The sequence below is a fragment of the Brevundimonas mediterranea genome (genome assembly GCF_011064825.1).
Lineage (GTDB): Bacteria > Pseudomonadota > Alphaproteobacteria > Caulobacterales > Caulobacteraceae > Brevundimonas > Brevundimonas mediterranea_A.
The window spans coordinates 3,175,740-3,200,132 of the sequence record NZ_CP048751.1 but is presented as its reverse complement, the minus strand read 5'-3'; the positions used below and the strand labels follow the sequence as shown (position 1 = coordinate 3,200,132).

General features: G+C 67.5%; 22 protein-coding genes. 7 read left to right on the top strand and 15 right to left on the bottom strand.

The features are described 5' to 3' along the window. Positions 1 to 9: 9 nt before the first annotated feature. The 5 genes from GYM46_RS15755 to GYM46_RS15735 all read left to right on the top strand — a co-directional run bounded on the left by GYM46_RS15755 (position 10) and on the right by GYM46_RS15735 (position 6,807). The gene (locus GYM46_RS15755) at positions 10 to 2,442 is read left to right on the top strand and encodes an LPS-assembly protein LptD (protein WP_008260402.1); all 2,433 of its coding nucleotides are present in this window, start codon (positions 10 to 12) and stop codon (positions 2,440 to 2,442) included. A 72-nt stretch (positions 2,443 to 2,514) separates the two neighbouring features. Then, a complete protein-coding gene (locus GYM46_RS15750; protein WP_230307514.1) occupies positions 2,515 to 3,870 on the top strand; it encodes a peptidylprolyl isomerase in 1,356 nt (451 codons plus the stop codon). Beyond that, positions 3,867 to 4,862 (top strand): 4-hydroxythreonine-4-phosphate dehydrogenase PdxA, encoded by a 996-nt coding sequence (gene pdxA, locus GYM46_RS15745; protein ID WP_008264061.1) that lies wholly within the window; start codon positions 3,867 to 3,869, stop codon positions 4,860 to 4,862. The genes GYM46_RS15750 and pdxA overlap by 4 nt, the downstream gene beginning before the upstream one ends. 8 nt (positions 4,863 to 4,870) lie before the next feature. Next, complete coding sequence (gene rsmA, locus GYM46_RS15740; protein ID WP_008262691.1) at positions 4,871 to 5,680, top strand: 16S rRNA (adenine(1518)-N(6)/adenine(1519)-N(6))-dimethyltransferase RsmA; 810 nt, start codon at positions 4,871 to 4,873, stop codon at positions 5,678 to 5,680. Next, entirely contained in the window at positions 5,677 to 6,807 is a 1,131-nt protein-coding gene (locus tag GYM46_RS15735; RefSeq protein ID WP_008261524.1) for a pyridoxal phosphate-dependent aminotransferase, read from the top strand. The genes rsmA and GYM46_RS15735 overlap by 4 nt, the downstream gene beginning before the upstream one ends. Before the next feature lie 265 nt (positions 6,808 to 7,072). On the opposite strand, the gene gmk is transcribed toward GYM46_RS15735, so the two are convergent. The 10 genes from gmk to GYM46_RS15685 all read right to left on the bottom strand — a co-directional run bounded on the left by gmk (position 7,073) and on the right by GYM46_RS15685 (position 16,084). Next, entirely contained in the window at positions 7,073 to 7,714 is a 642-nt protein-coding gene (gmk, locus tag GYM46_RS15730; protein WP_008262586.1) for a guanylate kinase, read from the bottom strand. After that, positions 7,704 to 8,588 carry a YicC/YloC family endoribonuclease gene (locus tag GYM46_RS15725; protein ID WP_008259821.1) on the bottom strand — a complete coding sequence of 295 codons (885 nt, stop codon included), beginning with the start codon at positions 8,586 to 8,588 and terminating at the stop codon, positions 7,704 to 7,706. The genes gmk and GYM46_RS15725 overlap by 11 nt, the downstream gene beginning before the upstream one ends. Beyond that, positions 8,585 to 9,745 carry an endolytic transglycosylase MltG gene (gene mltG, locus GYM46_RS15720; RefSeq protein ID WP_008263944.1) on the bottom strand — a complete coding sequence of 387 codons (1,161 nt, stop codon included), beginning with the start codon at positions 9,743 to 9,745 and terminating at the stop codon, positions 8,585 to 8,587. The genes GYM46_RS15725 and mltG overlap by 4 nt, the downstream gene beginning before the upstream one ends. Position 9,746: 1 nt before the next feature. After that, complete coding sequence (gene fabF / locus GYM46_RS15715; protein WP_008261779.1) at positions 9,747 to 11,018, bottom strand: beta-ketoacyl-ACP synthase II; 1,272 nt, start codon at positions 11,016 to 11,018, stop codon at positions 9,747 to 9,749. 155 nt (positions 11,019 to 11,173) lie between these two features. Then, on the bottom strand, positions 11,174 to 11,413 hold the full coding sequence (locus GYM46_RS15710; RefSeq protein ID WP_008264317.1) for an acyl carrier protein: 240 nt from the start codon (positions 11,411 to 11,413) through the stop codon (positions 11,174 to 11,176). 170 nt (positions 11,414 to 11,583) lie between these two features. Continuing rightward, positions 11,584 to 12,324: a 3-oxoacyl-[acyl-carrier-protein] reductase gene (gene fabG / locus GYM46_RS15705; protein WP_040349532.1), complete on the bottom strand. Its 741-nt coding sequence runs from the start codon at positions 12,322 to 12,324 to the stop codon at positions 11,584 to 11,586. After that, positions 12,324 to 12,926 (bottom strand): rhomboid family intramembrane serine protease, encoded by a 603-nt coding sequence (locus GYM46_RS15700; RefSeq protein WP_040349535.1) that lies wholly within the window; start codon positions 12,924 to 12,926, stop codon positions 12,324 to 12,326. The genes fabG and GYM46_RS15700 overlap by 1 nt, the downstream gene beginning before the upstream one ends. Before the next feature lie 5 nt (positions 12,927 to 12,931). Then, positions 12,932 to 13,894, bottom strand: a complete 963-nt coding sequence (fabD, locus tag GYM46_RS15695) for an ACP S-malonyltransferase (RefSeq protein ID WP_008263591.1) — start codon at positions 13,892 to 13,894, stop codon at positions 12,932 to 12,934. Between the two features lie 83 nt (positions 13,895 to 13,977). Next, positions 13,978 to 15,303 carry a cytochrome b/b6 domain-containing protein gene (locus GYM46_RS15690; protein ID WP_008263330.1) on the bottom strand — a complete coding sequence of 442 codons (1,326 nt, stop codon included), beginning with the start codon at positions 15,301 to 15,303 and terminating at the stop codon, positions 13,978 to 13,980. An 82-nt stretch (positions 15,304 to 15,385) separates the two neighbouring features. Next, positions 15,386 to 16,084, bottom strand: coding sequence for a YceI family protein (locus tag GYM46_RS15685; protein WP_008260338.1), 699 nt, complete (start codon positions 16,082 to 16,084; stop codon positions 15,386 to 15,388). Positions 16,085 to 16,228: 144 nt separating this feature from the next. On the opposite strand from GYM46_RS15685, the gene GYM46_RS15680 reads away from it, so the two are divergent. Next, positions 16,229 to 17,293 (top strand): PA0069 family radical SAM protein, encoded by a 1,065-nt coding sequence (locus GYM46_RS15680; RefSeq protein ID WP_008260690.1) that lies wholly within the window; start codon positions 16,229 to 16,231, stop codon positions 17,291 to 17,293. Here GYM46_RS15680 and GYM46_RS15675 read toward each other — a convergent pair. Both GYM46_RS15675 and GYM46_RS15670 read right to left on the bottom strand, forming a co-directional pair. Continuing rightward, positions 17,290 to 17,700, bottom strand: a complete 411-nt coding sequence (locus GYM46_RS15675) for a hypothetical protein (protein ID WP_035308614.1) — start codon at positions 17,698 to 17,700, stop codon at positions 17,290 to 17,292. The two genes, GYM46_RS15680 and GYM46_RS15675, sit on opposite strands and share 4 nt — an antisense overlap. 9 nt (positions 17,701 to 17,709) lie before the next feature. Continuing rightward, positions 17,710 to 18,954 carry a class I SAM-dependent RNA methyltransferase gene (locus GYM46_RS15670; protein WP_008260947.1) on the bottom strand — a complete coding sequence of 415 codons (1,245 nt, stop codon included), beginning with the start codon at positions 18,952 to 18,954 and terminating at the stop codon, positions 17,710 to 17,712. Positions 18,955 to 19,222: 268 nt separating this feature from the next. Here GYM46_RS15670 and GYM46_RS15665 point away from each other — a divergent pair, with 268 nt between their 5' ends. Then, positions 19,223 to 19,894: a glycine zipper 2TM domain-containing protein gene (locus tag GYM46_RS15665; protein WP_008262332.1), complete on the top strand. Its 672-nt coding sequence runs from the start codon at positions 19,223 to 19,225 to the stop codon at positions 19,892 to 19,894. 168 nt (positions 19,895 to 20,062) lie between these two features. On the opposite strand, the gene GYM46_RS15660 is transcribed toward GYM46_RS15665, so the two are convergent. The 3 genes from GYM46_RS15660 to GYM46_RS15650 form a co-directional block, all read right to left on the bottom strand. Continuing rightward, positions 20,063 to 20,788 carry a TlyA family RNA methyltransferase gene (locus GYM46_RS15660; RefSeq protein ID WP_008259589.1) on the bottom strand — a complete coding sequence of 242 codons (726 nt, stop codon included), beginning with the start codon at positions 20,786 to 20,788 and terminating at the stop codon, positions 20,063 to 20,065. Further along, on the bottom strand, positions 20,785 to 23,514 hold the full coding sequence (locus GYM46_RS15655; protein WP_008263866.1) for a valine--tRNA ligase: 2,730 nt from the start codon (positions 23,512 to 23,514) through the stop codon (positions 20,785 to 20,787). The genes GYM46_RS15660 and GYM46_RS15655 overlap by 4 nt, the downstream gene beginning before the upstream one ends. Positions 23,515 to 23,618: 104 nt before the next feature. Next, positions 23,619 to 24,254 (bottom strand): DUF2497 domain-containing protein, encoded by a 636-nt coding sequence (locus GYM46_RS15650; RefSeq protein WP_008261383.1) that lies wholly within the window; start codon positions 24,252 to 24,254, stop codon positions 23,619 to 23,621. Positions 24,255 to 24,393: the final 139 nt, after the last annotated feature.

The window sequence follows — 24,393 nt, the reverse complement described above, 5'->3', positions numbered from 1 at the left end:
GGATGGTTCATGCAGGGTGATCGCGATCAGCGTTCGAAAGCCTTCCGGGCGCGGCTTCTGGCCGGCGCGGCCCTGTTCGTCTGCGTCCCCTTCGCCGGTGTCGCCGCAGCGCAGACGACGCCCGCCTCGGACGGCCTGCCTCAAGGCGCCGTCTATGTCGACGCCGCCAGCACCAGCCGCACCGGCGATCTGATCACCGCCGAAAGCAACGGCGGCGACCGGGTCTATCTGCGCGCAGACGGCAATGTGCTGCGTGGCGACAACCTCGCCTATGACCTGTCCAGCGGCGCCGCCTCGGCCAGCGGGCGCGTCGAAGCCGTGTCGGCGGATGGGACCATCGTCTACGCCAGCCATCTGGAAACCGATCGCGACCTGAAGGCGGCCATAGCGGTCGATTTCGCGACACGGTTCGAGAACGGCGCCAGTCTGATGGCGGCGACGGCGGTTCGGCGGAGCGAAAACGTCAATGAACTGAACTACGCCATTTTCACCCCCTGCCCGATCTGTGATGCAAACGGTCCCAAACGGCCCAGCATCTCGATCCAGGCGGAAAAGGTGGTCCAGGACGAAGCCCTGCGCGCCGTCATCTATCGCAACGCCATCTTCCGGGTCGGCGGCGTCCCGGTCTTCTACACCCCGTTTTTCGCCCACCCCGACCCTACGGTGAAACGGGCGTCTGGCTTGCTGGTGCCGATCATCAACTATGATGAAGGCCGGGGCGTCTCGATCGAGGCTCCCTATCTTCACGTCGTGTCGCCGTCCGAGGACTGGCTCATCAGTCCGCAGATCAACACGCGCGTCGCGCCGCTGCTGAACCTGCAATGGCGCCGCCGGTTCGTGAACGCTTCGATCTTTGCGCGCGGCGGCTACACCTACGAACGCAATTTCGGCGATTTCGACCTGAACGGCGACGGCGCCTATGAAAGCAACGTCCGTTTCGGCGACAAGGAACACCGCAGCTATCTGCTGTCCCACGGCGAATACGATCCTGACGGCCCCTGGCGTTTCGGCTTCACGGCGGAGCGCACGTCCGACAAGACCCTGTTCGACCGGTATGACGTGCGCAACACCTATCAGGACAACGGGCTGTATTACGGTGACCGTCGTCGGCTGATCAGCCAGATCTACGCCGAGCGTCAGACCGAGCAATCCTATGTTTCGGTCGCCGCCTTCTCCATTCAGAGCCTGCGGCTGGACCCCGCGTTCGAGGCCAACGACTTCCGCGACGCCTCCGGTTTCAAGGTGTTCGAGGAGGACGACGATCTGCCCCTGGTCGCGCCGCTGATCGATGCGCGCTGGGAACCCGCAGGCTACGTCTTCGGCGGTCGACTGCGGCTGAAGGGATCGGCGGTTTCGCTGTACCGCGATAATTTCGTCGGCACGCCGATCCTGAACCCTGACATCGTGCCGGCGGTGACGACGGGCTTGTCCGGCGTGGATAGCCGGCGAGTGACCGCCCAGGCGGAATGGCGTCGAACCTTCATCACTGGCCTGGGTCTGCGGGTCGAGCCGTTTGTCGACGCGAGGGTCGATCTCTACTCCCTGTCCGATCTGCCGCCGATGATGGGGGTCGACAGCGACGAGTCGCTCAGCCGCACACGCTTCAGCGCCGGGGTCGATGTCAGCTACCCGTTGATCAAACGCACCCAGCGCGCGGACATCATCCTCGAGCCGGTCCTACAGGTTTCGGTTTCCAACAAGGCCGACATAGATCCCCGCATCCCGAACGAGGATTCGCAGGTCATCGAGTTGGACGAGTCATCGTTGTTCCGCATGGATCGCTTCTCCGGATACGATCTGGTCGAGGGCGGATCGCGGGTCACGGCCGGCGGTCGTGCGACGGTTCGCTGGTCCGAAGGCCGTAGCGCCAGCCTGTTCGTCGGCCGAAGCTATCGCGCCGATGACGAAGACGCCTTCCGCACCACTGTGCCGGACAGCACGACCGGCGCGCTTTACGATCCGACCGGTCTTGCGTCCTCGGCGTCGGACTGGGTGGTGCAGGGCAGTTTCTCTCCTTCCGACCGAATTCGCAGCTGGGGTCACGCCACCATTGACGGGTCCGGCGACATTCGTCGCGCCGAGGCCGCAGTGGACGGCCGCTGGGGACGCCGAAATCTCGCGTCCGTCAGCTATATCGTCGATCGATCCAATCCCTTGTCCGGCGATCAGAATCGAAACTACGAATTCGTCCAGCTTTCGGGACAACAGTTCGTCTATGGCGACTGGGGCGTCGCCGTCACGGGCATCGCCGATCTCGAACGGAACGTCATCACCCGTCAGGAGGTCGGCGTGCTGTTCGACGACGACTGTTTCCGCGTCGAGTTCGGATATCGCCGCGACAATACACGCGTGCGGGCCAGCGGACCGTCGGACGGCGTCTATATACGCCTAAACCTCGCCACTTTCGGAGGTTCAGGTTATGGACAGGGTGAAATGCGTTGAGCATGACGCTTTACGGGGCGCGACCGTCTGCCGACCTGGCAAACGGACCGCTGTGAGGAATCAGGACGACCAATGGGTTTGATGCGTTATTCGACGGGGGCTGCGCTCGCGGCGGTCCTCCTCGCCGGTTCGGCTCATGGTCAGACGGCGTCCGCTCCGGCCGCTCCGCAGGCGTCCGCCGCCGGAGCGCCGAATCCTGCGGCCGGCGACGGTCCCGCAACGGCTCGCCCCGCCCCCCAGTTCGAGATGGCCGACGGCATCGTCGCCACGGTGAACGACAAGATCATCACGGGATTCGATCTGCGTCAGCAGATGCTCATGCTGATCGCCTCGTCGCAGGTCCAGCCGACCGAGCAGAACCTGCCGGCGATCCAGCAGGCCGCCCTCAACCGGCTGATTGAGCAGCGCCTGAAGGCCCAGGAGATCACCAAGTTCGAAAGCCTGAAAGTCACCGACCAGGAGATCGACGAGGAAATCGCCCAGATGGCGCGCCAGGCCGGCGTCACCCCCGCCGCCTATATGGAGTTCCTTCAGCAGGGCGGCATCCAGCCGAACGCTTTCCGCGAGAGCCTGCGCACCGAGATCGGCTGGGGACAGCTGGTGCCCGGTCGCTTCAACAGCCGCGCGCGTCCCAGCACGCTTCAAGTCGATCAGGAAGTCCGTCGTCTCAATGACGCGGCCGCCCAGCCCCAGTATCTGATCGGCGAAATCTATATCGAGGCGGCCCGAGTCGGCGGTCAGGAAGCCGCCATGAACGGCGCCCGCCAACTGGTGCAGCAGATCATCCAGGGCGCGCCCTTCCAGGCCGTCGCCCAACAGTTCTCATCGGCGCCTTCGGCTTCGGCCCGGGTGCCCGGCGACGCCGGCTGGGTGGTCAAGGGCACGGTCCAGCCCGCGCTTCAGACCATCTTCGACCAACTCCAGCCCGGCCAGCTGTCGAACCCGATCGCCGTCGATGGCGGGGTGTACATCATCTATATGCGCGACAAGCGCGACGGCGCGGCGACCAGCCTGGTCTCTCTGCGGCAACTGATGGTCGAACTGCCCGAGACGGCGTCGGAAGCCGATCTGGCCGCCGCGACCCGCACTCTGGAAGGCCTGCGTCAGGGACTGAACTGCGACAACATCCTGTCCCAGGCGCGCGCGACCCAGGGCGTGATCGGAGCGGACCTCGGCGAATCAGATGTCGCCAACCTCGCGCCCCAGTTCCAGCAGTTCGCCCGCACCGGCGAGATCGGCTCGGTCTCCACGCCGATCCGCACCCCGCTGGGCCTGCACCTGGTCGCCGTCTGCGGTCGCCGGGTCGGGGGCCCCGAGGCTCCGAACCGTCAACAGGTCGAGGGTCGTCTGCGTTCCCAGAACCTGGCCGTGCTCGAGCGCCGCTATCTGCGCGACCTGCGTAGCGACGCCCTCATCGAGTTCAAATGACCCGGCCTCTGGTCCTGACGCTGGGCGAACCCGCCGGCGTCGGGCCGGAGATCGTGGCCGCCGCCTGGAACGCCCTGAAGACCGAGCCGCCGGCCTTCGCCGTCATCGGCGACGCGGACCTGCTCCGCGCTCAGGGCGTGCTGGTGGTCGAAATCAACACCCCCGCCGATGCGCTGCAGCCTTTCGGGCGCGCCCTGCCGGTGATCCATCGCCCCTTGCCGGCCGCGGTCGAGGTCGGCCGTCCCGATCCGGCCAATGCGCCGGCCGTCGCCGACGGCATCGAAGAAGCGGTCAGTTTCGTCCTGTCCGGCGAGGCGTCGGGCCTTGTGACCGCGCCGATCGCCAAGGCCCCGATGTACGCCTCGGGTTTCCGCTTTCCGGGCCATACGGAATTCATCGCCGAACTGACTGCGGACGCCCCCTATCCAGGCACGCGGGGGCCGGTGATGATGCTGACCGCCAAGGATCTGCGGGCCTGCCTGGTCACCATCCACGTCGCCCTGGGACAGGTCGCAGAACTGATCACCGCAGACCGCGTGGCCCGCACCGCCCGCGTGGTTCACGAAAGCCTGAAGCGCGACTTCGCCATCGCCCGTCCGCGCCTGGCCATGGCCGCCCTGAACCCTCACGCCGGCGAAGGCGGCGCTCTGGGTGTGGAGGAGATCGAGACCCTGCGCCCGGTGGCTGCGCAGCTGCGGGCCGAGGGAATCGACATCACCGACCCCAGGCCCGCCGACACCCTGTTCCACGACGAGGCGCGGGCCGGCTATGACGCCGCCCTGTGCATGTATCACGATCAGGCCCTGATCCCGGTCAAGACCCTGGACTTCTGGGGGGGAGTGAACGTCTCCCTGGGCCTGCCGATCATCCGCACTTCGCCCGATCACGGCACCGGTTTCGACATCGCCGGCCAGGGGATCGCCCGCGCCGACAGCCTGATCGCCGCCGTCCGACTGGCTTCGGAGATGGCGGCGGCGCGCGCCGCGCGCTAACAGGGCCTGTGACCGACCTTCCTTCCCTCCGCGAAACCCTCGACGCCCACGGCCTGCTGGCCAAGAAGAGCTTCGGCCAGCATTTCCTGCTGGACCTCAATGTGACGCGCAAGATCGTGCGCCTCGCCGGCCCGTTCGAGGGCCGCGCCGTGATCGAGGTCGGCCCCGGCCCCGGCGGCCTGACCCGCGCCCTGCTGGAATCCGACGCCGGCCCCGTGGTCCTAGTGGAAAAGGACCCGCGCTTCATCCCCCTTCTGTCCGAACTGGACGACGGCTCCGGCCGTCTGACCATCGTCGAGGCCGATGCGCTGAAGGTGAAGGAGGCGGACCTGGTCTCCGGCCCCGCCCACATGGTCTCCAACCTGCCCTACAACGTCGGCACGGCCCTGCTGATCAAATGGCTGACCGGTCCCTGGCTGCCCCACAGCCTGACCCTGATGTTCCAGAAGGAGGTCGCCGAGCGTGTGGCCGCAGGGCCCGGCGACGACGCCTATGGCCGGCTGGCGGTCATTTCCCAGGCCGTCTGCACCGCCCGCATCGTCATGCACCTGCCCGCCGCCGCCTTCACCCCGCCGCCCAAGGTGGCCTCGGCCGTGGTCCATCTCGTCCCGCTGGACGAGCGCCCGTCGCCTGAACGCCTGAAGAAGCTGGAACGCGTCACCGCCGCCGCCTTCGGCCAGCGCCGCAAGATGCTGCGCTCCAGCCTGAAACAACTGGGCGGCGCCGAGCTATGCGAGGCCGCCGGCATCGAGCCGGACGTGCGGGCTGAAACCGTGGACGTCGCGGGCTTCCTGCGACTTGCGGATGCGCTGGCATGACCGTCGAACCCTTCCGCGCCATCACCATCAGCCGCCTGGCGCACCAGTTGAAGGCCGAAGGCCGGTCGGTCATCCATATGGAGTTCGGCCAGCCCTCGACCGGCGCGCCCGCCGCCGCCATCGCCCGCGCGCATGAGGTGCTGGACGCCGACGCCATGGGCTATTGGGAAAGCCCCGACCTGCGCGCCCGGATCACGCGCCTGTACGACGAGCGTTATGGCGTCACGGTCGATCCCGACCGCATCCTCCTGACCTGCGGCGCCTCCCCCGCCCTCGTCCTGGCGCTCAGCACCCGCTTCAGGCCGGGCGACCGCATCGCCCTGGCCCGCCCCGGCTATGTTGCCTATCGCAACACACTGCGCGCCCTGCACCTTGAACCGGTCGAGATCGCCTGCGGCCCCGAGACCCGTTTCCAGCTGACCGCCGCTCAACTGGAAGCCCTGGATCCGGCCCCCGCCGGCGTCATCATCGCCAGCCCCGCCAATCCGACCGGCACCGTCATCCCCGACGCCGAACTCGCCGCCATCGCCGAGGTCTGCCGCGCACGAAACACCGCCATCGTCTCGGACGAGATCTACCACGGCCTGTCCTATGTCGGCCCGACGCCGTCGATGCTGCAGTTCGCGCCCGACGCCATGGTGATCAACAGCTTCTCCAAATACTGGAGCATGGCCGGCTGGCGCCTGGGCTGGCTGCTGGTTCCCGAGACCCTGATCGACACCGCCCGCGCCTATATCGGCAACATGTTCCTGACCCCGCCCAGCCTCAGCCAGCACGCCGGCCTGGTCGCCATGGACGCGATCGACGAGCTCGAGGGCCATATCCAGACCTACGCCCGCAACCGCGACCTGATGCTGGCGGCCCTGCCGGCCCTCGGTCTGAAGAAGATCGCGCCGCCCGACGGCGCCTTCTACATCTGGGCCGATATCGGCCATCTGACGGACGACAGCGTGGCCTTCTGCGAACAACTGTTGCGCGATACCGGCGTGGCCACCGCGCCCGGCGTCGATTTCGATCCCGTCGACGGCCATCGCTTCATCCGCATCAGCTTCGCCGTTTCCACGCCCGAGGTCGAGACGGCCCTGGCGCGACTCACGCCCTGGTTCGCTGCGCGCACGCCGCTCTGATCGCATCCGCAAAACATCGACTTGGCAATCGTGGGGCGTACCTAAGCAATCGCCCCTAGATAGAAATTTACCCTCTGGAACTCCTGTTGTGGAATAAAGGGCGCAGTTGAGCAGCGCCGAAGTCGACGTCGCGTAGGACGCCCCCGCCTGGCGTGATGTCGGCGCCGCTTCTCAGCCGAAGACGACACCGCGGCGGCACTGTTCCCCCTACGCCGGCCGCGGTGTCGTTGTTCTTTCCAGATCGATTGCCCGGATCGGGTTCTTCTCAGACCGGCTCGCGCAGCAGGGCGGCCTTGTAGTCGCCCACCCACAGATTGCGGAAACGACGCGACCGTTCGGCATGATAGATGTGCGCCAGCTCGGCGTAAGACCGGTCGAAATCCTCGTTGACGATCACATAGTCAAAGGCGTCGCAGTGTTCGATCTCGCCCTTGGCGTTGGCGACGCGGCGCTCGATGACGTCGTCCGAATCCTGCGACCGCGTGATCAGGCGACGACGCAGCTCTTCCAGGCTGGGCGGCAGGATGAACACCCGCACCGCATCCTCGGGGCATTTCTCGGCCACGTCGCGCGCGCCCTGCCAGTCGATGTCGAACAGGACGTCGCGTCCCTCGGCCAGGGCGCGGTCCACGGGGCCGCGCGGGCTGCCGTACAGATTGCCGTGCACATCGGCCCATTCCAGGAAGGCGTCGGCGTCGATCAGCTTCTGGAACCGCTCACGATCGACGAAATTATAGTCGCGCCCATCGACCTCGCCCGGCCGGATGCCGCGGGTCGTCATCGACACGGACAGCTCCAGCCCGCCGTGATCCGCCATCAACCGGCGGCACAGCGACGTCTTGCCCGCGCCCGACGGGCTGGCGACGATCAGGAGGACGCCCCGGCGGGGCGTGCGTTCATTCGACATTCTGGACCTGTTCACGCAACTGTTCGATGACGGCCTTCAGTTCGAGGCCGATTCCGGTGAGCGCGGTCGTAGCCGATTTCGAGCAGAGCGTGTTGGCCTCACGCATGAATTCCTGCATCAGAAAGTCCAGTTTCCGCCCGGCGGGCGCCGAGACCAGCAGTTGGCGCGCCGCATCGATATGGGCCGTCAGCCGATCCAGCTCCTCGCGCACATCCGCCTTGGTCGCCAGGGCCGCCGCTTCAAGGAAGATTCGGTCTTCCAGACCCGGCGCATCAGGGGCCAGTTCGGCCATGCGGCGGCTGAACCGATCGCGGATGGCCGCGACCTGGGCCGTGGCCTCGCTTTCAGCCTGGGCCACCAGGGCCTCTATTCGGCGGATGAACTCTTCCAGCACCGGCGTCAGCTGCACGCCTTCGCCCTCGCGGGACGTCTTAAGAGCGTCCAGCGCCGCTTCGACCGTTCCGGCCATGGCGGCTTCCAGAATGGCGCGGGCCTCGGGATCGTCCACCTCTTCCGGCGCCTCGATCACCCCGCGCAAGGCCAGAAGGCCATCAGCCGACGGCGGGGTCGCTCCGTCCTCGGCCAGCTCATTGGCCAGGGTCAGATAGCGGGCCAGGACCGCCGCATTGATAGTGACAGCCGCCTCGCCGGTCTCGACCCGTTTGGCCTGAACGCCGATGGTGACCTGGCCACGCGCCAGACGCGCCTGGGCCGCCGCCTTGGCGGCGCGTTCCAGACCATCGAACCCATTGGGGCCGCGGAACCGGACCTCCAGATTGCGGCCGTTGACCGAGCGGGCCTCGACAGACCAGGTCCAGCCTTCGCCCGCCCCGTCCGCCCGGCCGAAGCCGGTCATGCCGGACAGCCGGCTCATTGCGCGCCCCGCGAGGCGCCGACGGGAAGGGTCAGGGTCGCTTGCCCGGACGTCTGAGGCGCCGGTTCGACCGGTTCCGCCATGGGGACAGCGCTGGTTCCCGGCGCGACCGGCGCCGGCGCCTCGGGCGGCAATCCGACCTTCTGGCGCTCGATCTGACGCCAGCGGGAGACATTGCGCAGATGCTCCTCATAGGTGGAGGCGAAGGCGTGACCGCCCGATCCGTCCGCGACGAAGAACAGGGCCTGTTCAGCCGGCGGATTCAGCACGGCCTGCAGCGCCTCCTTGCCCGGATTGGCGATGGGCGTCGGCGGCAGGCCGTCGATCTGATAGGTGTTCCAGGGCGTCTGACGGTCCAGCTCCGACCGACGGATGCCCCGCCCCAGCGGACGACCCTGGGTGACGCCATAGACGATGGTCGGATCGCTCTCCAGCCGCATCCCCTGACGCAGCCGGTTGGAAAACACTGCCGCCACCCGCGGACGTTCCGCCGCCAGGCCCGTCTCCTTTTCGACGATGGAGGCCAGGATCACCGCCTCTTCGGGGTTTCGCACCACGGTTCCCGGCCCGCGTTGCGCCCACAGAAGTCGAAGATTCTCGCTGGCGGCCCGCTGCATCCGGTCGATCACCGACTGGCGCGTATCGCCGCGTGCGATCTCATAGGTGTCGGGCCACAGGCTGCCTTCCTCCGGCAGGACCTCGACCGTGCCGGTCAGCACCGGCTCCTTGTTCAGGATGTCGAGCGCCTGGGCCGAGGACCAGCCTTCCGGCAGGGTCACGAAATGGCGCACCACCCGGCCATCGACCAACAGTTTGAGCACTCCGCCCAGCGACGTGCCCGACGGCACCTCGTATTCACCGGCGCGCAGCTTGCGGTCCGCCCCGGTGAAGGTCGCCGCCGCCTTGAACAGGTCGGTCGATCGGATGACCCCCGCCGCCTTCAGCTGTGCGGCGATGGCGGAGACGCCCGACCCGCTGGCCAGGGTCACGACCGTGCGGTCTCCCTGACGGGCGCCAGGCCCCGGGCCGTAGTAGACGCCCCAGACAATCGCCAGGGCGGCGATCAGGAACAGGCTGAACGTCGCCGAGGCGGTCAGCAACGTCACCGTCAGACCCGAACCGCCCCGCACCCTTTCAACCCGCCCCCGTCCGAACATGTCAGTCGACCTTCTTGAAGATCACCGAGGCGTTTGTGCCCCCGAAGCCGAAACTGTTGGACATGGCGACATCGATCTTCATCGGCCTGGCCTTGTTCGGGACCAGGTCGATCGGCGTCTCCATCTCCGGATCATCCAGATTGATCGTCGGCGGCGCCACCTGGTCCCGGATGGCCAGGACACAGAAGGCCGCTTCTATGGCCCCGGCGGCGCCCAGCAGGTGGCCGGTCATCGACTTGGTGGAACTGACGGCCAGATTCTGGGCGTGATCGCCGACCAGACCCTCGATCCCCTTCAGCTCGATCCAGTCCGCCATGGTCGAGGTGCCGTGGGCGTTGACATAGTCGAGGTCCGAGGGCTGCATTCCGGCCCGCTTCAGCGCCATCTTCATGGCCCGCACCCCGCCCTCGCCGTCCTCGGACGGGGCGGTGATGTGGTGGGCGTCGCCGCTCATGCCGTAGCCCACGACCTCGGCGTAGATCTTGGCCCCGCGCGCCTTGGCGTGTTCGTATTCCTCCAGCACCAGGATCCCGGCGCCCTCGCCCATGATGAAGCCGGCGTGGCCCCGGTCATAGGGACGAGACGCCTTGTCCGGCGTGTCGTTATAGGCGGTGCACAGAGCCTTGCAGGCCAGGAAGCCGGCGATGCCCAGCGGCACGACCGAGCTCTCCGCCCCGCCGGCCACCATCACGTCGGCGTCGTCCAGGGCGATCATCCGGGCCGCATCGCCGATGGCGTGGGCGCCGGTGGCGCAGGCCGTCACGACCGCATGGTTCGGTCCCTTCAGGCCGTGGCGGATCGAGATCTGCCCGCCGGCCAGATTGATCAGAGCGCTGGGGATGAAGAAGGGGCTGACGCGGCGCACCCCCTGTTCCTTCAGCACGATGGCCGTCTCGGCGATGGCGCCCAGGCCGCCGATGCCGGAGCCGACCATGACCCCGGTGCGTTCCTTGTCCTCGTCGGTCTCTGGCTTCCAGTCCGCGTCGGCCAGGGCCTCGTCCGCCGCCGCAATGGCGTACAGGATGAAGTCGTCGACTCGCTTGCGGTCCTTGACCGACATGATCTTCTCGGGGTCGAAGTCGCCTTCGCCGCCGCCGCCGCGCCCATCCACGCTCGGCACTTCGCCGGCGATGGTGCAGCCATAGCCTGTGGTGTCGAAGGCGGTGATCGGGCGGATGCCCGACCGTCCCTCGACGATGCCCTTCCAGCTCTTCTCGACACCCCAACCCAGGGGGGTCAGCAGACCGATGCCCGTAACGACGACGCGGCGCATGGTGCGTGCTCCTAAAATTCTCCAGTCCGAACCCGGAGAATCACTTCGGATTCGCATGGGTCAGAAACAGTAAAGGCCGCCGGGCGTCTCCGCTAGGAGCGCCGGGCGGCCCTGTGAACCGTCGGCCCTATCGGGCCGCCAGTCGGGGGCTGAAATCAGCCGGCCGACTTTTCGTCGATGAACTTGACCGCATCGCCGACCGTCTGGATGTGCTCGGCGGCGTCATCCGGGATCTCGATGTCGAATTCTTCTTCGAAGGCCATCACCAGCTCGACGTTGTCGAGCGAGTCGGCGCCCAGGTCGTCGATGAAGCTGGCTTTTTCCGTGACCTTGTCCGGATCGGCGTCCAGGTGGTCGATGACGATCTTGCGAACGCGCTCGAGGGTGTCGGACATGAGTGTCTCTCTGCCTGTTTGAAATCGCCGTAGAGGCGGGGGTAGCTTGTAAATCGCCGTCTCACGGCAGCGAAGGCGACGCAAGCCCGAAAGCCCGAACCGCCGTTGCGTTCTGCCCTTTAGCACAGGCTTTCGGGCAAGAAATAGTCTGTTGAATTTCGTGATCGCGATCAGATCATCGCCATGCCGCCGTTCACATGCAGGGTCTGGCCCGTGACATAGGCCGCTTCGTTCGACGAAAGATAGACGGCGGCGGCCGCGATCTCGTCGCCGGTGCCCAGCCGACCGGCCGGAATCCGGGCCAGAATGGTCTCGCGCTGCTGCTCGTTCAGCACATCGGTCATCGGCGAGGCGATGAAGCCCGGTGCGATGCAATTGACGGTGATGCCGCGCGATCCGACCTCCTGCGCCAGCGACTTGGAGAAGCCGATCATCCCGGCCTTGGACGCGGAATAGTTGGTCTGGCCCGGATTTCCGGTGACGCCCACGACCGAGGTCACGCCGATGATTCGGCCCGACCGGCGCTTCATCATCCCCTTCACCGCCGCGCGGGTCAGGCGGAAATAGCTCTCCAGATTGATCTGGATGACCGACTGGAAGTCCTCGTCCTTCATCCGCATCAGCAGGCCGTCCTTGGTGATGCCCGCATTGGCCACCAGGATGTCCAGGGCTGAGCCCGCCGCCGTCTCGGCCGCGTTCACCAGATTATCGACCGACTGGGGGTCCGACAGGTTCGCCGTGGCGAAATGCGCCCGTTCGCCCAGCTCCTTGGCCAGGTCCGCCAGCACCGCCTCTCGCGTGCCCGACAGCACCACGGTCGCGCCCTGGGCGTGCAGCGCCCGCGCCACCGCCCCGCCGATCCCGCCCGTCGCGCCGGTCACGAGCGCGGTCTTGCCTGCAAGATTGAACATCATGTCCTCCGAAGCACCGCCCCATCAGGCCGATGTCTGTCCAACAATAGAAAACCGCCGCCAACGATCAAACCGATGACGAAAGGTACGATATGTCCGGGCTTTACGCCCTCATGGCCGCTCACGAACAGGTCCAGCGCCACGCTGACCAGAACGCCTACGACCGCCGACCACCAGCCCACGCTCCTGCGATCCAGCACGAAAAGCGCGGTCGCACAGAGCGCCAGATAGGCCTGCGAAGCCCCAGACACATAGGCTTGCGGCTGCGCCAGCGCTGACGCCAACTGCCCGCAAGCGCCCCCGATCAAGCCCAAGGCCAGTACCGAAGGCCAGTTCATCCGCCGCGTCAACGCCGCCCCGACCAGGCCGATGATAGCGGCGTTGAACAACATATGTGGAAACTTGACGTGCAACCATTGCGACGCCAGCAGCTTCCACCCATGCTCCACCGTTAAAGTGCGACCTTCGAAGGCCCCATAGGCCGTCAGGTCAATGGAATGCTGACGCGCCCACAGCGGTTGCCCAAGATCGACCGCAACCGCGATCCAGACGAGGACGATGCTCGCCGCCCAGGTCCAAAGGATCGCTGAGCCCCGTGTCACGGCTTTTAGACCAGAGCCTTGGCGAAGGCTTCCAGCTCTTCCGGCGTGTTCAGCGGCAGGCACTCGGCGTCCGGCGCAATCCGTTTGGCCATGCCGGTCAGCACCTTGCCCGAGCCGATCTCGACGAAGCGGGTCACGCCGCCCCCGTCTTGCGAATCTGGGGTCGCCATCCACTCCATGCTCTCGCGCCAGCGCACCCGGCCGGTCACCTGCTCCACCAGTAGCCGGCGAATGACCTCAGGATCGCTTTCCGGCCGCGCCAGCACATTGGCCACCACGGGCACGACCGGCGCCAGGATGGTCGCCGACGCCAGGGCCGCCGCCATCTCGTCCGCCGCCGGCTGCATCAGGGGGCAGTGGAAGGGCGCCGAGACGTTCAGCGGGATCGCCCGCGCGCCCAGTTCCTTGGCCTTTTCGATGGCCCGGTCCACGGCCGCCTTCTCGCCCGAGATGACGATGTTCCCGGCGTTGTTGTCATTGGCGACCACGCAGACGCCCAGTTCGGCGCCCGCCGCCGCCGCGGCCTCGGCCAGGGCCAGGTCGGTCTTGGGTCCGATCAGCGAGGCCATGGCCCCCTGCCCCACCGGAACCGCGCGCTGCATGGCCTGGCCGCGCAGCTTCAGCAGCCGCGCCGTGTCCGACAGCGAGATCGCTCCCGCCGCCGCCAGGGCCGAATATTCGCCCAGCGAGTGACCGGCCACATAGGCCGCCGTCGCGACGTCGAAGCCGAACTCGACCTTCAGCGCCCGGATCGCCGCCACGGAGACCGCCATCAGGGCGGGCTGGGCGTTCTCGGTCAGGGTCAGCTGGTCCTCGGGGCCTTCGCGCATCAGCACCGACAGCTTCTGGCCCAGAGCCTCGTCCACCTCGGCGAAGACCTCGCGGGCGGAGGCGAAGGCGTCGGCCAGTTGCGCGCCCATGCCGACGGCCTGGCTGCCCTGTCCCGGAAACAGAAGTGCGAGGGTCATCGACCGCTCCCTGAATCATTGATCAAGGCGCGGACCCCTAAGGCCTGACTTCCCTCAGGGCAAGCGGCGGCGCATTCGGCGCCCTACTCCGCCCGTCGCGCCGTGACCTTGATCTGGACGCCGATCATCTTCGACACCCAGTCCCCGGTCGCGTCCGACTCCATGCCCATGTCCAGCGCCGTGCGGTCCAGCTCCAGCCGGCCGTCCACCGCGGCGACGCCGCCGGCTTCTCGGAAAGTGAAGGGCAGGACGACCGGCACGGTGGTCGTCCTGACCCGCAGCCTGCCCGTCGCCTCATAGCGGTCGCCGCCCAGGGCGCGGAAGCCCGTGGTCTCGAACCGGGCGGTCGGATACCGGCTCGGATCGAACCATTCGGCGCCTTGCAGCGAGCCCTCCTGCGTCGGGTCGCCGGTCCGGGCCGACGCCGTCTGCACCGTGATGACGGCCTTGGATCCCGCCAGATCCGTCGGATCGAACCAGACCTGGCCCTCCCAGCGTTCGAACCGCCCCTTGAAGGCCGCGCCCGCATGGGTTCCGCCGAAGGCGATGCTCGAGGCGGCGGAGTCGATGGTCCAGGCGGCGGCCGTCCCCGGCGTGACCGGCGCCTCCGCCGAGACCGGGCCTGACGCCGGCGCCGAGACCGGAGCGGGCGCCTCCGTCCGGGTCATCTCCAGACCGGGCATGGCGTAGGGCCGCGCCGCCACCGCGCCCGCAACGGCTACGACGGCGATCAGGGCCACGCCCACGCCCCGCTCGGCCCAGGGGGAGGACGGCGCCGAAACCGACGGCTCGTGTTCCGCCTTCAGGCCAGGCTTGAGAAACGGGACCATGTGCGACAGCACGCCGTCGCGATCCACGAGCTGATGCTTCAGCGCCGCCCCGACATGCAGGGCGACCAGGATGACCGCGCCCCAGGCCATCGCCGCATGCGCCCCCATGGCCTGGAACGCCAGGGCCCGTTTCACGCCCGCCGCCAGTTCGGCCACGCCCGGCAGGTGCGGGATGGGAAACAGGCCGAACCAGCTGGTCGCCACCTCCAGCGCCCGGTCCTGCGACACGGCCCAGCCGGCCGAGACATACAGCCACCCCGTCAGCGGCAGGGCCAGCATCAGGGTGTAAAAGGCCACATGGGTCGTGTGGGCGGCGAAGGCCTCCCACCGCTTCATCCCGCGCGGCAGGGCCGGCCCCCGGTGCGTCAGCCGCCAGACGATCCGCACCACGGTCAGGGCCAGGATCAGGAAACCGATCGACTTGTGGATCTGAAACACCCGATAGGCCAGGGCCTGGCTGTCGGGCTGTTCGATGGCCGCAGTCATCCACCACCCCATCGGAATCATCGACAGGATGCAGACGGCGATTACCCAGTGCAGGGTGACGGCGACGGCGGAATAACGATGGGCGGCGGTCATGAGCGGTCTTCGATCAGGCGAAAAATGAGCACGGCGGCGGAGCCTGCCTCCGCCGCCGTTTCGGTGGTCTCGGTGCGGGCGATCAGTTCGCCGGCGCGGCCGGGGCGGCCTGCTGGATGAACTCGCCGTCGAAACGGATCGTCACCTCGTCGCCGACCGGGCCCACGGCCATGCCGAAGTCGCTGCGCTTGAAACGCCCCTCGGCGGCGAAACCGACGGCCGGGACCTGGGCGAACGGATGCCGTTCGATCTCGCCGTTGAAGGTCGCGTCCAGCGTCACCGGACGGGTCTGGCCCAGGAAGGTCAGGTCGCCCGTCACCTTGGCCGTGTGCGCCCCGGTCTGTTCGACCGAGGTCGATACGAATCTGATCGTTGGGAAGGCCTTGGCGTTCAGGAACTTGGCGTTATTCGCCATGTCATCGTTCCAGCTGTGGAAACCGGTTCCCGCGTGCGAGGCCTCGTAGTCGGCGGGATAGGCGGCGTCGACCGAGGTCGGATCGATGGTCGCCGTGATCCGGGAGTTCCCGAGATTGGCCGGATCCAGCGTCAGCGTCGCCTCAAGCTTGTCGAAACGTGCGGTGTAGTTCGAGATGGTGTTGTGCAGCACCGACCATTGCAGCGTCGCATGGGTCGGATCCAGCGCATAGACGCCGGCGGGCGCCTTCAGCGCCACGGCGGCTTCGGCCTCGGCGGCAGGCGCCGTGACCGGCGCCTCGCCCGGACGGTTGCAGGCGGCCAGCAGGGCCAAAAGGGACAGGGCCGCCAGATGTCTGATCGTCATGCGAAACTCCTCGACTAAGGTTCGCCATTAGCGGCGCCATATCCATACAGCAACTGAAACTGTGTCTTATGTTTGGCTTGTTGCGAACGACATGCAGAACAAATGTTCTTGCTTTGTTCTCTTTTCTGATCCATCCTCCGTCTCATGAAATCCGCCAAGGGAAGAGGCGCGCGTTCGAATGCCACAGGCCGTTACGAGCCCGAGCAGCATGAGTCGTTCGACGACGGCTGGACGAACGACGACGCAGAGGCCGCGCCGCTGCGCACCACCCTCACGCCCGAACACGCCCGCACCATCATCGCCCGGAACGACAGTCCCGACATCGGCTTCGACCGCTCCATCAACCCGTACAAAGGTTGCGAACATGGCTGTATCTACTGCTACGCCCGTCCGTCCCATGCCTGGATGGGCCTATCCCCGGGCCTGGATTTCGAGAGCCGGATCTTCTTCAAGCCCGAGGGCGCACGTCTGCTGGAACAGGCCTTCCTCGCCCCCCGATACCGGTGCAAGCGCATCCACATAGGCGGCAATACCGACCCCTATCAGCCGGTCGAACGCGAACTGAAATCGACCCGCTCGATCCTCGAGGTCATGCGCCGGTTCAACCACCCCTTCAGCATCATCACCAAGTCGGTGCTGATCGCGCGCGACGCCGACATACTGGGGCCGATGGGCCAGGCCGGCCTGGCCTCGGCCTTCGTCTCCATCACCACCCTGGACCGGGGCCTGGCCCGCGCCATGGAGCCCCGCGCCTCGACGCCGGCCAAACGGCTGGAGGCGATCAGCCGCCTCGCCGATGCGGGCTGTCCGGTCGGCGTCGGATTCGCGCCGGTCATTCCCGGCCTGAACGACCACGAACTGGAATCCGTGCTTGAGGCGGCGGCCAAGGCCGGGGCCACGCGGGCCATGTATGTCACCCTGCGCCTGCCGCTGGAGATCAAGGATCTGTTTCGCGAATGGCTGGCCGACGCCCGCCCCGATCGCGCCGCCCGCGTCATGTCGCTGATTCGCCAGACCCGCGGGGGCAAGGACTATGACGCCGACTGGTCCCAGCGGATGAAGGGAACCGGCCCCGTCGCCGAACTGATCGGCGCCCGCTTCAAGGCCGCCGTCAAACGCTACGGCCTGGATACGCCGCTGCGACTGCTGGACGAAACCCAGTTCCGCGTCCCCGCCGACGCCCGGCCACAGTTGGAGCTGTTCGGTTAATCGGCGTCCGCCGCCGAGGGATCGACGGCCCGCGTCACCAGATCGCGCCAGGTCGGGTCCGTGTCGTCGACCAGATCGACGTCCTCCATCAGGGCCACCGCCCCCTCCCCGTCCGGCAGGATCAGGCCCAGGATCTCCATCTCCTCGCCGTCCGGCCCCAGATGGCTCTCGGCCTGGACCGCGACCGCCGCCTGTTCGCCGTCCTCCTCCCACCAGATCACCGGCTGGGGCAGGTCCATGGCGATGGGGCGTGGATCGTCGGTCTCGCCCAGGGCGAAGACGGCCCGGCGCGCCTGGACGTCGTCCAGCGTCGCCACCGCCCCGACAAAGGGCTTCAGTCGGCTCCAGTCGTCGGCGTCGAACCCGCCGCCGTCGTCTTCAAGCCCGTCTTGCAGATCGTCGTCCATATTCACGGCCTACCGCTTGAAAACACTGACCAGTTCGACATGGGCCGACCACAGGAACTGGTCCACCGGCGTGACCCGCTCCAGCCGGAACCCGGCGTCGATCAGCACCCGCGCATCCCGCGCAAAGGTCTGGGGGTTGCACGACACCCCGACCACCACCCCGGCCTTGGTCCCGGCGATCTGGGCCGTCTGGTCGATGGCCCCGGCGCGCGGCGGGTCGAACACGATGGCGTCGCACCCCTTCAGGTCATAGGGGGTCAGGGGCCGCCGGAACAGGTCGCGCGCCTCGGCCGTGATCGCCTTCATCCCCTTGGCCGAGCCCACGCCCGCCTTCAGCGCCTCGATCCCCGCCTTGGACGCATCGGCTGCGATCACCGGCGCCACCGTCGCCAGCGGGAAGGTGAAGGTCCCGGCGCCGCAGAACAGGTCGGCGATCTTCCTGGCCCCCTTCACCGCCGCCACGGCCCGCTCGACCATGGCCGCCTCGGCCTGGGGCACGGCCTGCAGGAAGCCCCCCGCCGGCAGGGGCACGGTGGCGGGGCCGAAGCCGATCTTCGGCTGGCGCGCCATCACCAGGGTGTCGCCGGCCAGGCTCAGCCGCGCCAGATCCGCCCGGTGCGCCGCCGCAATGGCCCGCATCTGGGCGTCGGCCGACAGCCCGCCGCCCGAGCGCCGCTCGACGCCCGTCACATCCACGTCCAGCCCCGACAGGGTCCAGGTCACGTGCAGGGTCGGCGCCGACTTGGGATGCTCCAGAAAGGCCGCCGCCACCTCGGTCAGGGCCGGTATGGCGCGGATGATCCGGGGATCGGCCACCGGGCACTCCCGCACCTCGACCAGACGCCACGACCGCCGCGCCTTGAAGCCCAGAACCACCCGGCCGTCCTGGGTCCGGCGTGCGTGCAGGGCTGCGCGCCGCCGCGTCCCGGCCGGGCTCGCCACCGTCGCCTCGACCTCGGTCTCGATTCCCTCGCGCGCCAGGGCCAGCCGCACCTGCTCGCGCTTCCACTCCAGATAAGGCTTGTCCGCCCAGTGTTGCAGCGAACACCCGCCGCAGTCGCCGTACTGGGGCGACACCGGCGCGATCCGGTCCGGACTGGGGGTCATGATCTCGACCTGCTCCAGCCGCCCGTCCACGACCTCGCCCCGCACCGTCTCCCCCGGAAGGGTCAGGCCGGCGAAGACCGGCCCCTGCGGCGTCTCGGCGACGCCGTCGCCCTGTCCGCCGACGCGGCTGATCGTAAAGGTCTGCATCGCCGGGCTTCTAGCCGCGACGCCCCTCTTCGCCAAGCACGCGGACAGAAGAGACCGGACACCAGCTCGGCTCAAGTCGCGCGACACGCGGTAACCCCAACCGACGGCCTCAAGTAGCGCGAAGCGCGATAGGCCCACGAAACATGAACGAAAATGAACGGATCGCTCAAAAGCCGTTCAGCTTCACTCCCTTAAACCCCAATGCAACAGACAGCCGGTCCACCCGTTCAGCCCTCGTCACTGAACGTCCGACCATAAGGGGTTGAAGATGCGTCTCTCCACCAAGTCCCTCGCCGCCGTCGCGGCCTTCACCCTCGGCGCCGTCGCCGCGCCCATGGCCGCCTCGGCCCAGAGTTACGGCTACAGCCAGAACTACGGCACGGGCGCCTACGCTCCCTCATACGCCTACGGCAATGGCTACCAGCAACGGCAATACGACCCCTGCGCCCGTGAGCGTCAGGGCCGCACGGGCGCCGGAGCCGTCGTCGGCGGCGGCGCTGGCGCGGTCATCGGTTCGCAGCTGGCCGCGCGCGGCCGCCGTACCGAGGGCAGCATCCTGGGCGGGGTTCTGGGCGCCGTGATCGGGTCTCAGGTCGGCCGCTCCAGCTCCGACGCCTGCCGCTCGTACCAGAGCAGCTACGGTCAGCAGGGCTACTACAACCAGAACGGCTATGCCCAGAACGGCTACAGCCAGCCGAGCTATTACGACGACCGCTACAGCGGCGATCAGGGCTATCGCTACGACGATTATGACCGTCGCGGCGACTATGTCCAGGATCGCGGCTACTACGACGACCGGTCGCGCCCGGTCGATTCCTATCAGAATTCAGATGGATGCCGTCTGGCCGAAAGCCAGATCCGTCTGCCCGATGGTCGCACGGACACCCGTTACGTCCGCACCTGCCCCGACCAGTACGGCCGCTATCGCGTCGTCGATTAATTTTCAGCCCCCCTGTCGATCGACGACGTGACGGAAGCCGCCGGAGGAGAAATCCTCCGGCGGCTTCTTATTTTTAAGGGGGCTATCGGCCTTCGGCCTGCTTGAGCCCGTCTCCTCCCCACTTGTAGGGAGGGGGATCGCGCGAAGCGTGGTGGAGGGATTGCCGGCTCAGACCCGCCTGGCCCACAGCAGGAACTCGATATTGCCGTCTCCGCCGGTGATGGGGCTCTCGGTCGTCGCCTGCACCGCCCAACCCAAGGCTTCCAGCCAGTCGGCGACACGCGCCACGGCGGAGGCATGGGCCACGGGATCCTTGACCACCCCCTTCTTGCCGACCCCGCCGGGCCCGTCAGCCTCGAACTGCGGCTTGACCAGGGTGATCAGGTCCGCCTCATCGGCCGCCAGATCAAGCGCAACCGGCAGGACCTTGATCAGGCTGATGAAGCTGGCGTCGCACACGATCAGCGAGGGCGGCTCCGGGATCAGGTCCGGCGTCAGGTCGCGCGCATCGGTCCGCTCCAGACCGACCACCCGCGGATCGGCCGCCACCCGCTCGTGCATCTGGCCGAAGCCGACATCGACCGCGAACACCCTGGCCGCCCCGCGATCCAGACAGACCTCGGTGAAGCCGCCGGTCGACGCGCCGACATCCAGCACCACCCGCCCGTCGATCGCCACCGGCCAGACGGTCAGGGCGTGATCCAGCTTCAGCGCCCCGCGCCCGACCCAGCGATGGGCGTCGACATAGCCGATCTCGGCGTTCGCACCAACGGTCTGGGAGCCGGACTTGGCCGGCGTGCCGTCCACGGTGACGCCGCCGGCCTCGATGGCCGCCTTCGCCCTGGCCCGGCTTTCCGCCAGGCCGCGCGTGACCAGAAGCTGGTCCAGCCTCATCCGATCTCGCTCAGCCGCGCCAGCGCCGCCTGCAGCTTGGCCTTGCCGGCCTCGGCCTCGGCCAGTTTGGCCCGCTGTTCTTCCACGACTTCCGGCGCGGCCCGCGACACGAAGTTGGGATTGCCCAGCTTCTTGTTCACATGGCCGATATCGCTTTCGAAGACGGCGATCTCCTTCTCCAGCCGCGCCCGTTCGGCCGTCAGATCAATGATGCCCGTCAGCGAAAGCGCGACCGTCGATCCGCCCGAGACGAAGGTCACGGCCCCGGTCGGCGCAGCGTCCGCCGATCCGACCTCGGACACTCGGCCCAGGGTCAGGATCAGGTCGCGATGGCGCGCGATCCGCTCGCCCGTGACGGCGTCCGGCGCAACGAAAGCCAGAGGCGGCTTGGCCGCGGGCGGCACATTCATCTCGGCCCGCAGGCCCCGGATTTCGCCGACCAGGTCGATCAGCCAGCCGATCTCGGCCTCGGCCGAAGCGTCGATGAAGCCGTCCGGCAGCACCGGCCATTCCGCGCCGATCAGCAGGCCTTCCCGCGCCGGCCCTTCCTTGCCCAGTTCGGCCCACAGCTCTTCGGTGATGAAGGGCATGACCGGGTGCAGCAGCTTCAGCGTCTGGTCCAGGGTCCAGGCGGTCATGGCCCGCGTCTCGGCCTTGGCGGCTTCATCGGCGCCGTTGAACACCGGCTTCGCCAGTTCCAGGTACCAGTCGCAGAAGACGTTCCAGACGAACCGATACAGCGCGCCCGCCGCATCATCGAACCGCCCGCCCTCGATGGCCTCGGACACGGCGCGCTCGGCCTTGGTCAGTTCGCCCCGGATCCAGCAGTTGATCGTCTGTTCGACCGTCGCGGGATCGAAGCCCTCGACGCGGCGCGCCTCGTTCATCTGGCTGAATCGGGCGGCGTTCCACAGCTTGGTGCCGAAGTTGCGGTATCCTTCGATCCGCTGCTTCGACAGCTTGATGTCGCGCGTGCCCGACAGGATGGCCATGGTGAAGCGCAGCGGATCGGCGCCCAGCTCGTCGATGATGCCCAGGGGATCGATGACGTTCCCCTTGGACTTGCTCATCTTCTGACCCTTCTCGTCGCGGACCAGGCCGTTGATGATGACCCGTTTGAACGGAACCTCGTCCATGAAATGCAGGCCCATCATCATCATCCGGGCGACCCAGAAGAAGATGATGTCCGCCGCCGTGACCAGGTCGCTGGTCGGATAGAACCGCTCCAGATCCTCGGTCTTCTCGGGCCAGCCCATGGTCGAGAACGGCCACAGGGCCGAGCTGAACCAGGTGTCGAGGACGTCTTCGTCCTGGGTCAGGGCCACTTCGGAATCATAATCCGCCATCGCCAGTTCGCGGGCGTCCTCTTCCGTCTCCGCGACATAGATCTCGCCGCCCGGTCCGTACCAGGCCGGGATGCGGTGCCCCCACCACAGCTGGCGGCTGATGCACCAGGGTTCGATGTTGCGCAGCCATTCGAAATAGATCTTCTCGTACGACTTCGGCTCAAACACCGTGTCGCCCTGCTCCACCGCCTTCAGCGCCGGCTGGGCCAGGACCTTGGCGTCGACGTACCACTGGTCCGTCAGCCACGGCTCGATGACCACGCCCGAGCGATCGCCGTGCGGGACGACGTGCTTGGTCTTCTCGATCTCGCGCAGCCAGCCCTCTTCCTCGGCCCGGGCGACGATGGCCTTGCGCGCGGCGAAGCGGTCGACGCCGACGTATTCCGACGGCACGTCCGGCGTATCCACGTCGGTGATGCGGCCGAAGGCGTCGAGGATGTTCAGCGACGGCAGGCTCGCCCGCTTGCCCACGCCGAAGTCGTTGAAGTCGTGCGCCGGCGTGATCTTGACCGCGCCCGACCCCTTGGTCGGATCGGCGTAGTCGTCGGCGACAATCGGGATGCGACGTCCCACGATGGGCAGGGTCACGAACTTGCCGACCAGCCCCTTATACCGCTCATCCTCCGGATGCACGGCCACGCCGGTGTCGCCCAGCATGGTCTCAGGCCGCGTCGTGGCGACCACGATGAAGTCGCGCGTCTCGAACTCGGTCGCCTTGCCCTCGTCGTCAAAGGCGACCGGGTGTTCGTAGGTCACGCCGTCCGCCAGCGGATAGGCGAAATGCCAATAGGCGCCGTCCACCTCGCGCTGCTCGACCTCCAGGTCCGAGATGGCGGTCTGGAAATGCGGGTCCCAGTTCACCAGCCGCTTGTCGCGATAGATCAGACCTTCCTTGTGCAGTTGCACGAAGACCTTGCGGACGGCGGCGTTCAGCCCCTCGTCCAGTGTGAACCGTTCGCGCGACCAGTCGCAGGACGCGCCCAGGCGACGCAGCTGGCGCACGATGGTCCCGCCGCTTTCTGCCTTCCATTCCCAGACCTTGTCGATGAAAGCCTCGCGGCCCATGTCGCGCCGCCCGACATTGCCGGCGGCGGCCAGCTGACGCTCGACCACCATCTGGGTGGCGATGCCTGCGTGGTCCGTACCCGGCAGCCACAGCACCGCCTTGCCCTTCATCCGGTGATAGCGGGCCAGGATGTCCTGAAGGGTGTTGTTCAGGGCATGGCCGATGTGCAGGCTGCCCGTCACGTTCGGCGGCGGGATGACGATCGAATAGGCGCCCTGCGCCCCTTCCGTGCGGGGCGCGAACAGGCCGCTCTCTTCCCACTGGGCGTACAGGCGGGGTTCGGCGGCCTGGGGTTCGAAGGTCTTCTCGAGCATGGGACTTCTTTGATCGTTGTCGTGCGGCCGAACGGCGGCCTGGAATGACAAAGGGCGGCCCCTGCAGGAGCCGCCCCTCGATTAGTCTGCGGTGAAGCGAAGGGCTAGGCGCTGCGCGCGATGCGTTCGACTTCCCTTTGGACCGCCGCCTCGACGATGGCGGGCAGGTTGTTGTCCAACCAGTCCTTCAGCATCGGACGCAGCATCTCGGCGACCATGGCCTCGACGGTGTTGCCGCTGACGAAGGGCATCTCCGTCGAAGAGGCCGCAGCAGGCTCAGGCTTCTTGAACGAGGCGGCCAGACCGGCGAAAGCCGAAGCGGCGCTGGCGGCGGCGCTTTCGCCGACCAGCGCATCATAGGCCGGGGCGGGCGTTTCGGCCGGCTCGGGCGCGGAAACGACCGGCTCGGGCGCGGCCTCGACGATGTCCAGATCGCCGATGGTTTCCGATGCGGGCGCTTCATAGAGTTCGGTCAGCTCGAGGACATCGTCATCGGCGACCTCGGGTTCCGGCTGCGGCTCCGGCTCGGCGGGCGCGGCGAAAATACTCTCGGCCGCCGCAGGCTCTGGCTCAGGCTCAGGCTCCGGCGTGGGTTCGGGCGCTGGCTCCGGCGCGGGAGCCGGCTCGGGCGCGGCCGCAACCGGCGGCGTCTCGGCGGGCGCGTCGTCTTCGGAAATGATCCGGCGAATCGACGCCAGGATCTCCTCCATGGTGGGTTCCGGGGCGGACTGGTCGGTCATGAATTAACCCTGGGAGAGGCCTGGAATGAAACTGGGGGCGTGGAGGTCGCCCCCAAACGCCATGCACGGGTCCGGGACCGGAAGACCTAGCCTTCCCGACCCCAGGATATTGTCGTCGCATCAACGCCCGCCGGAATCA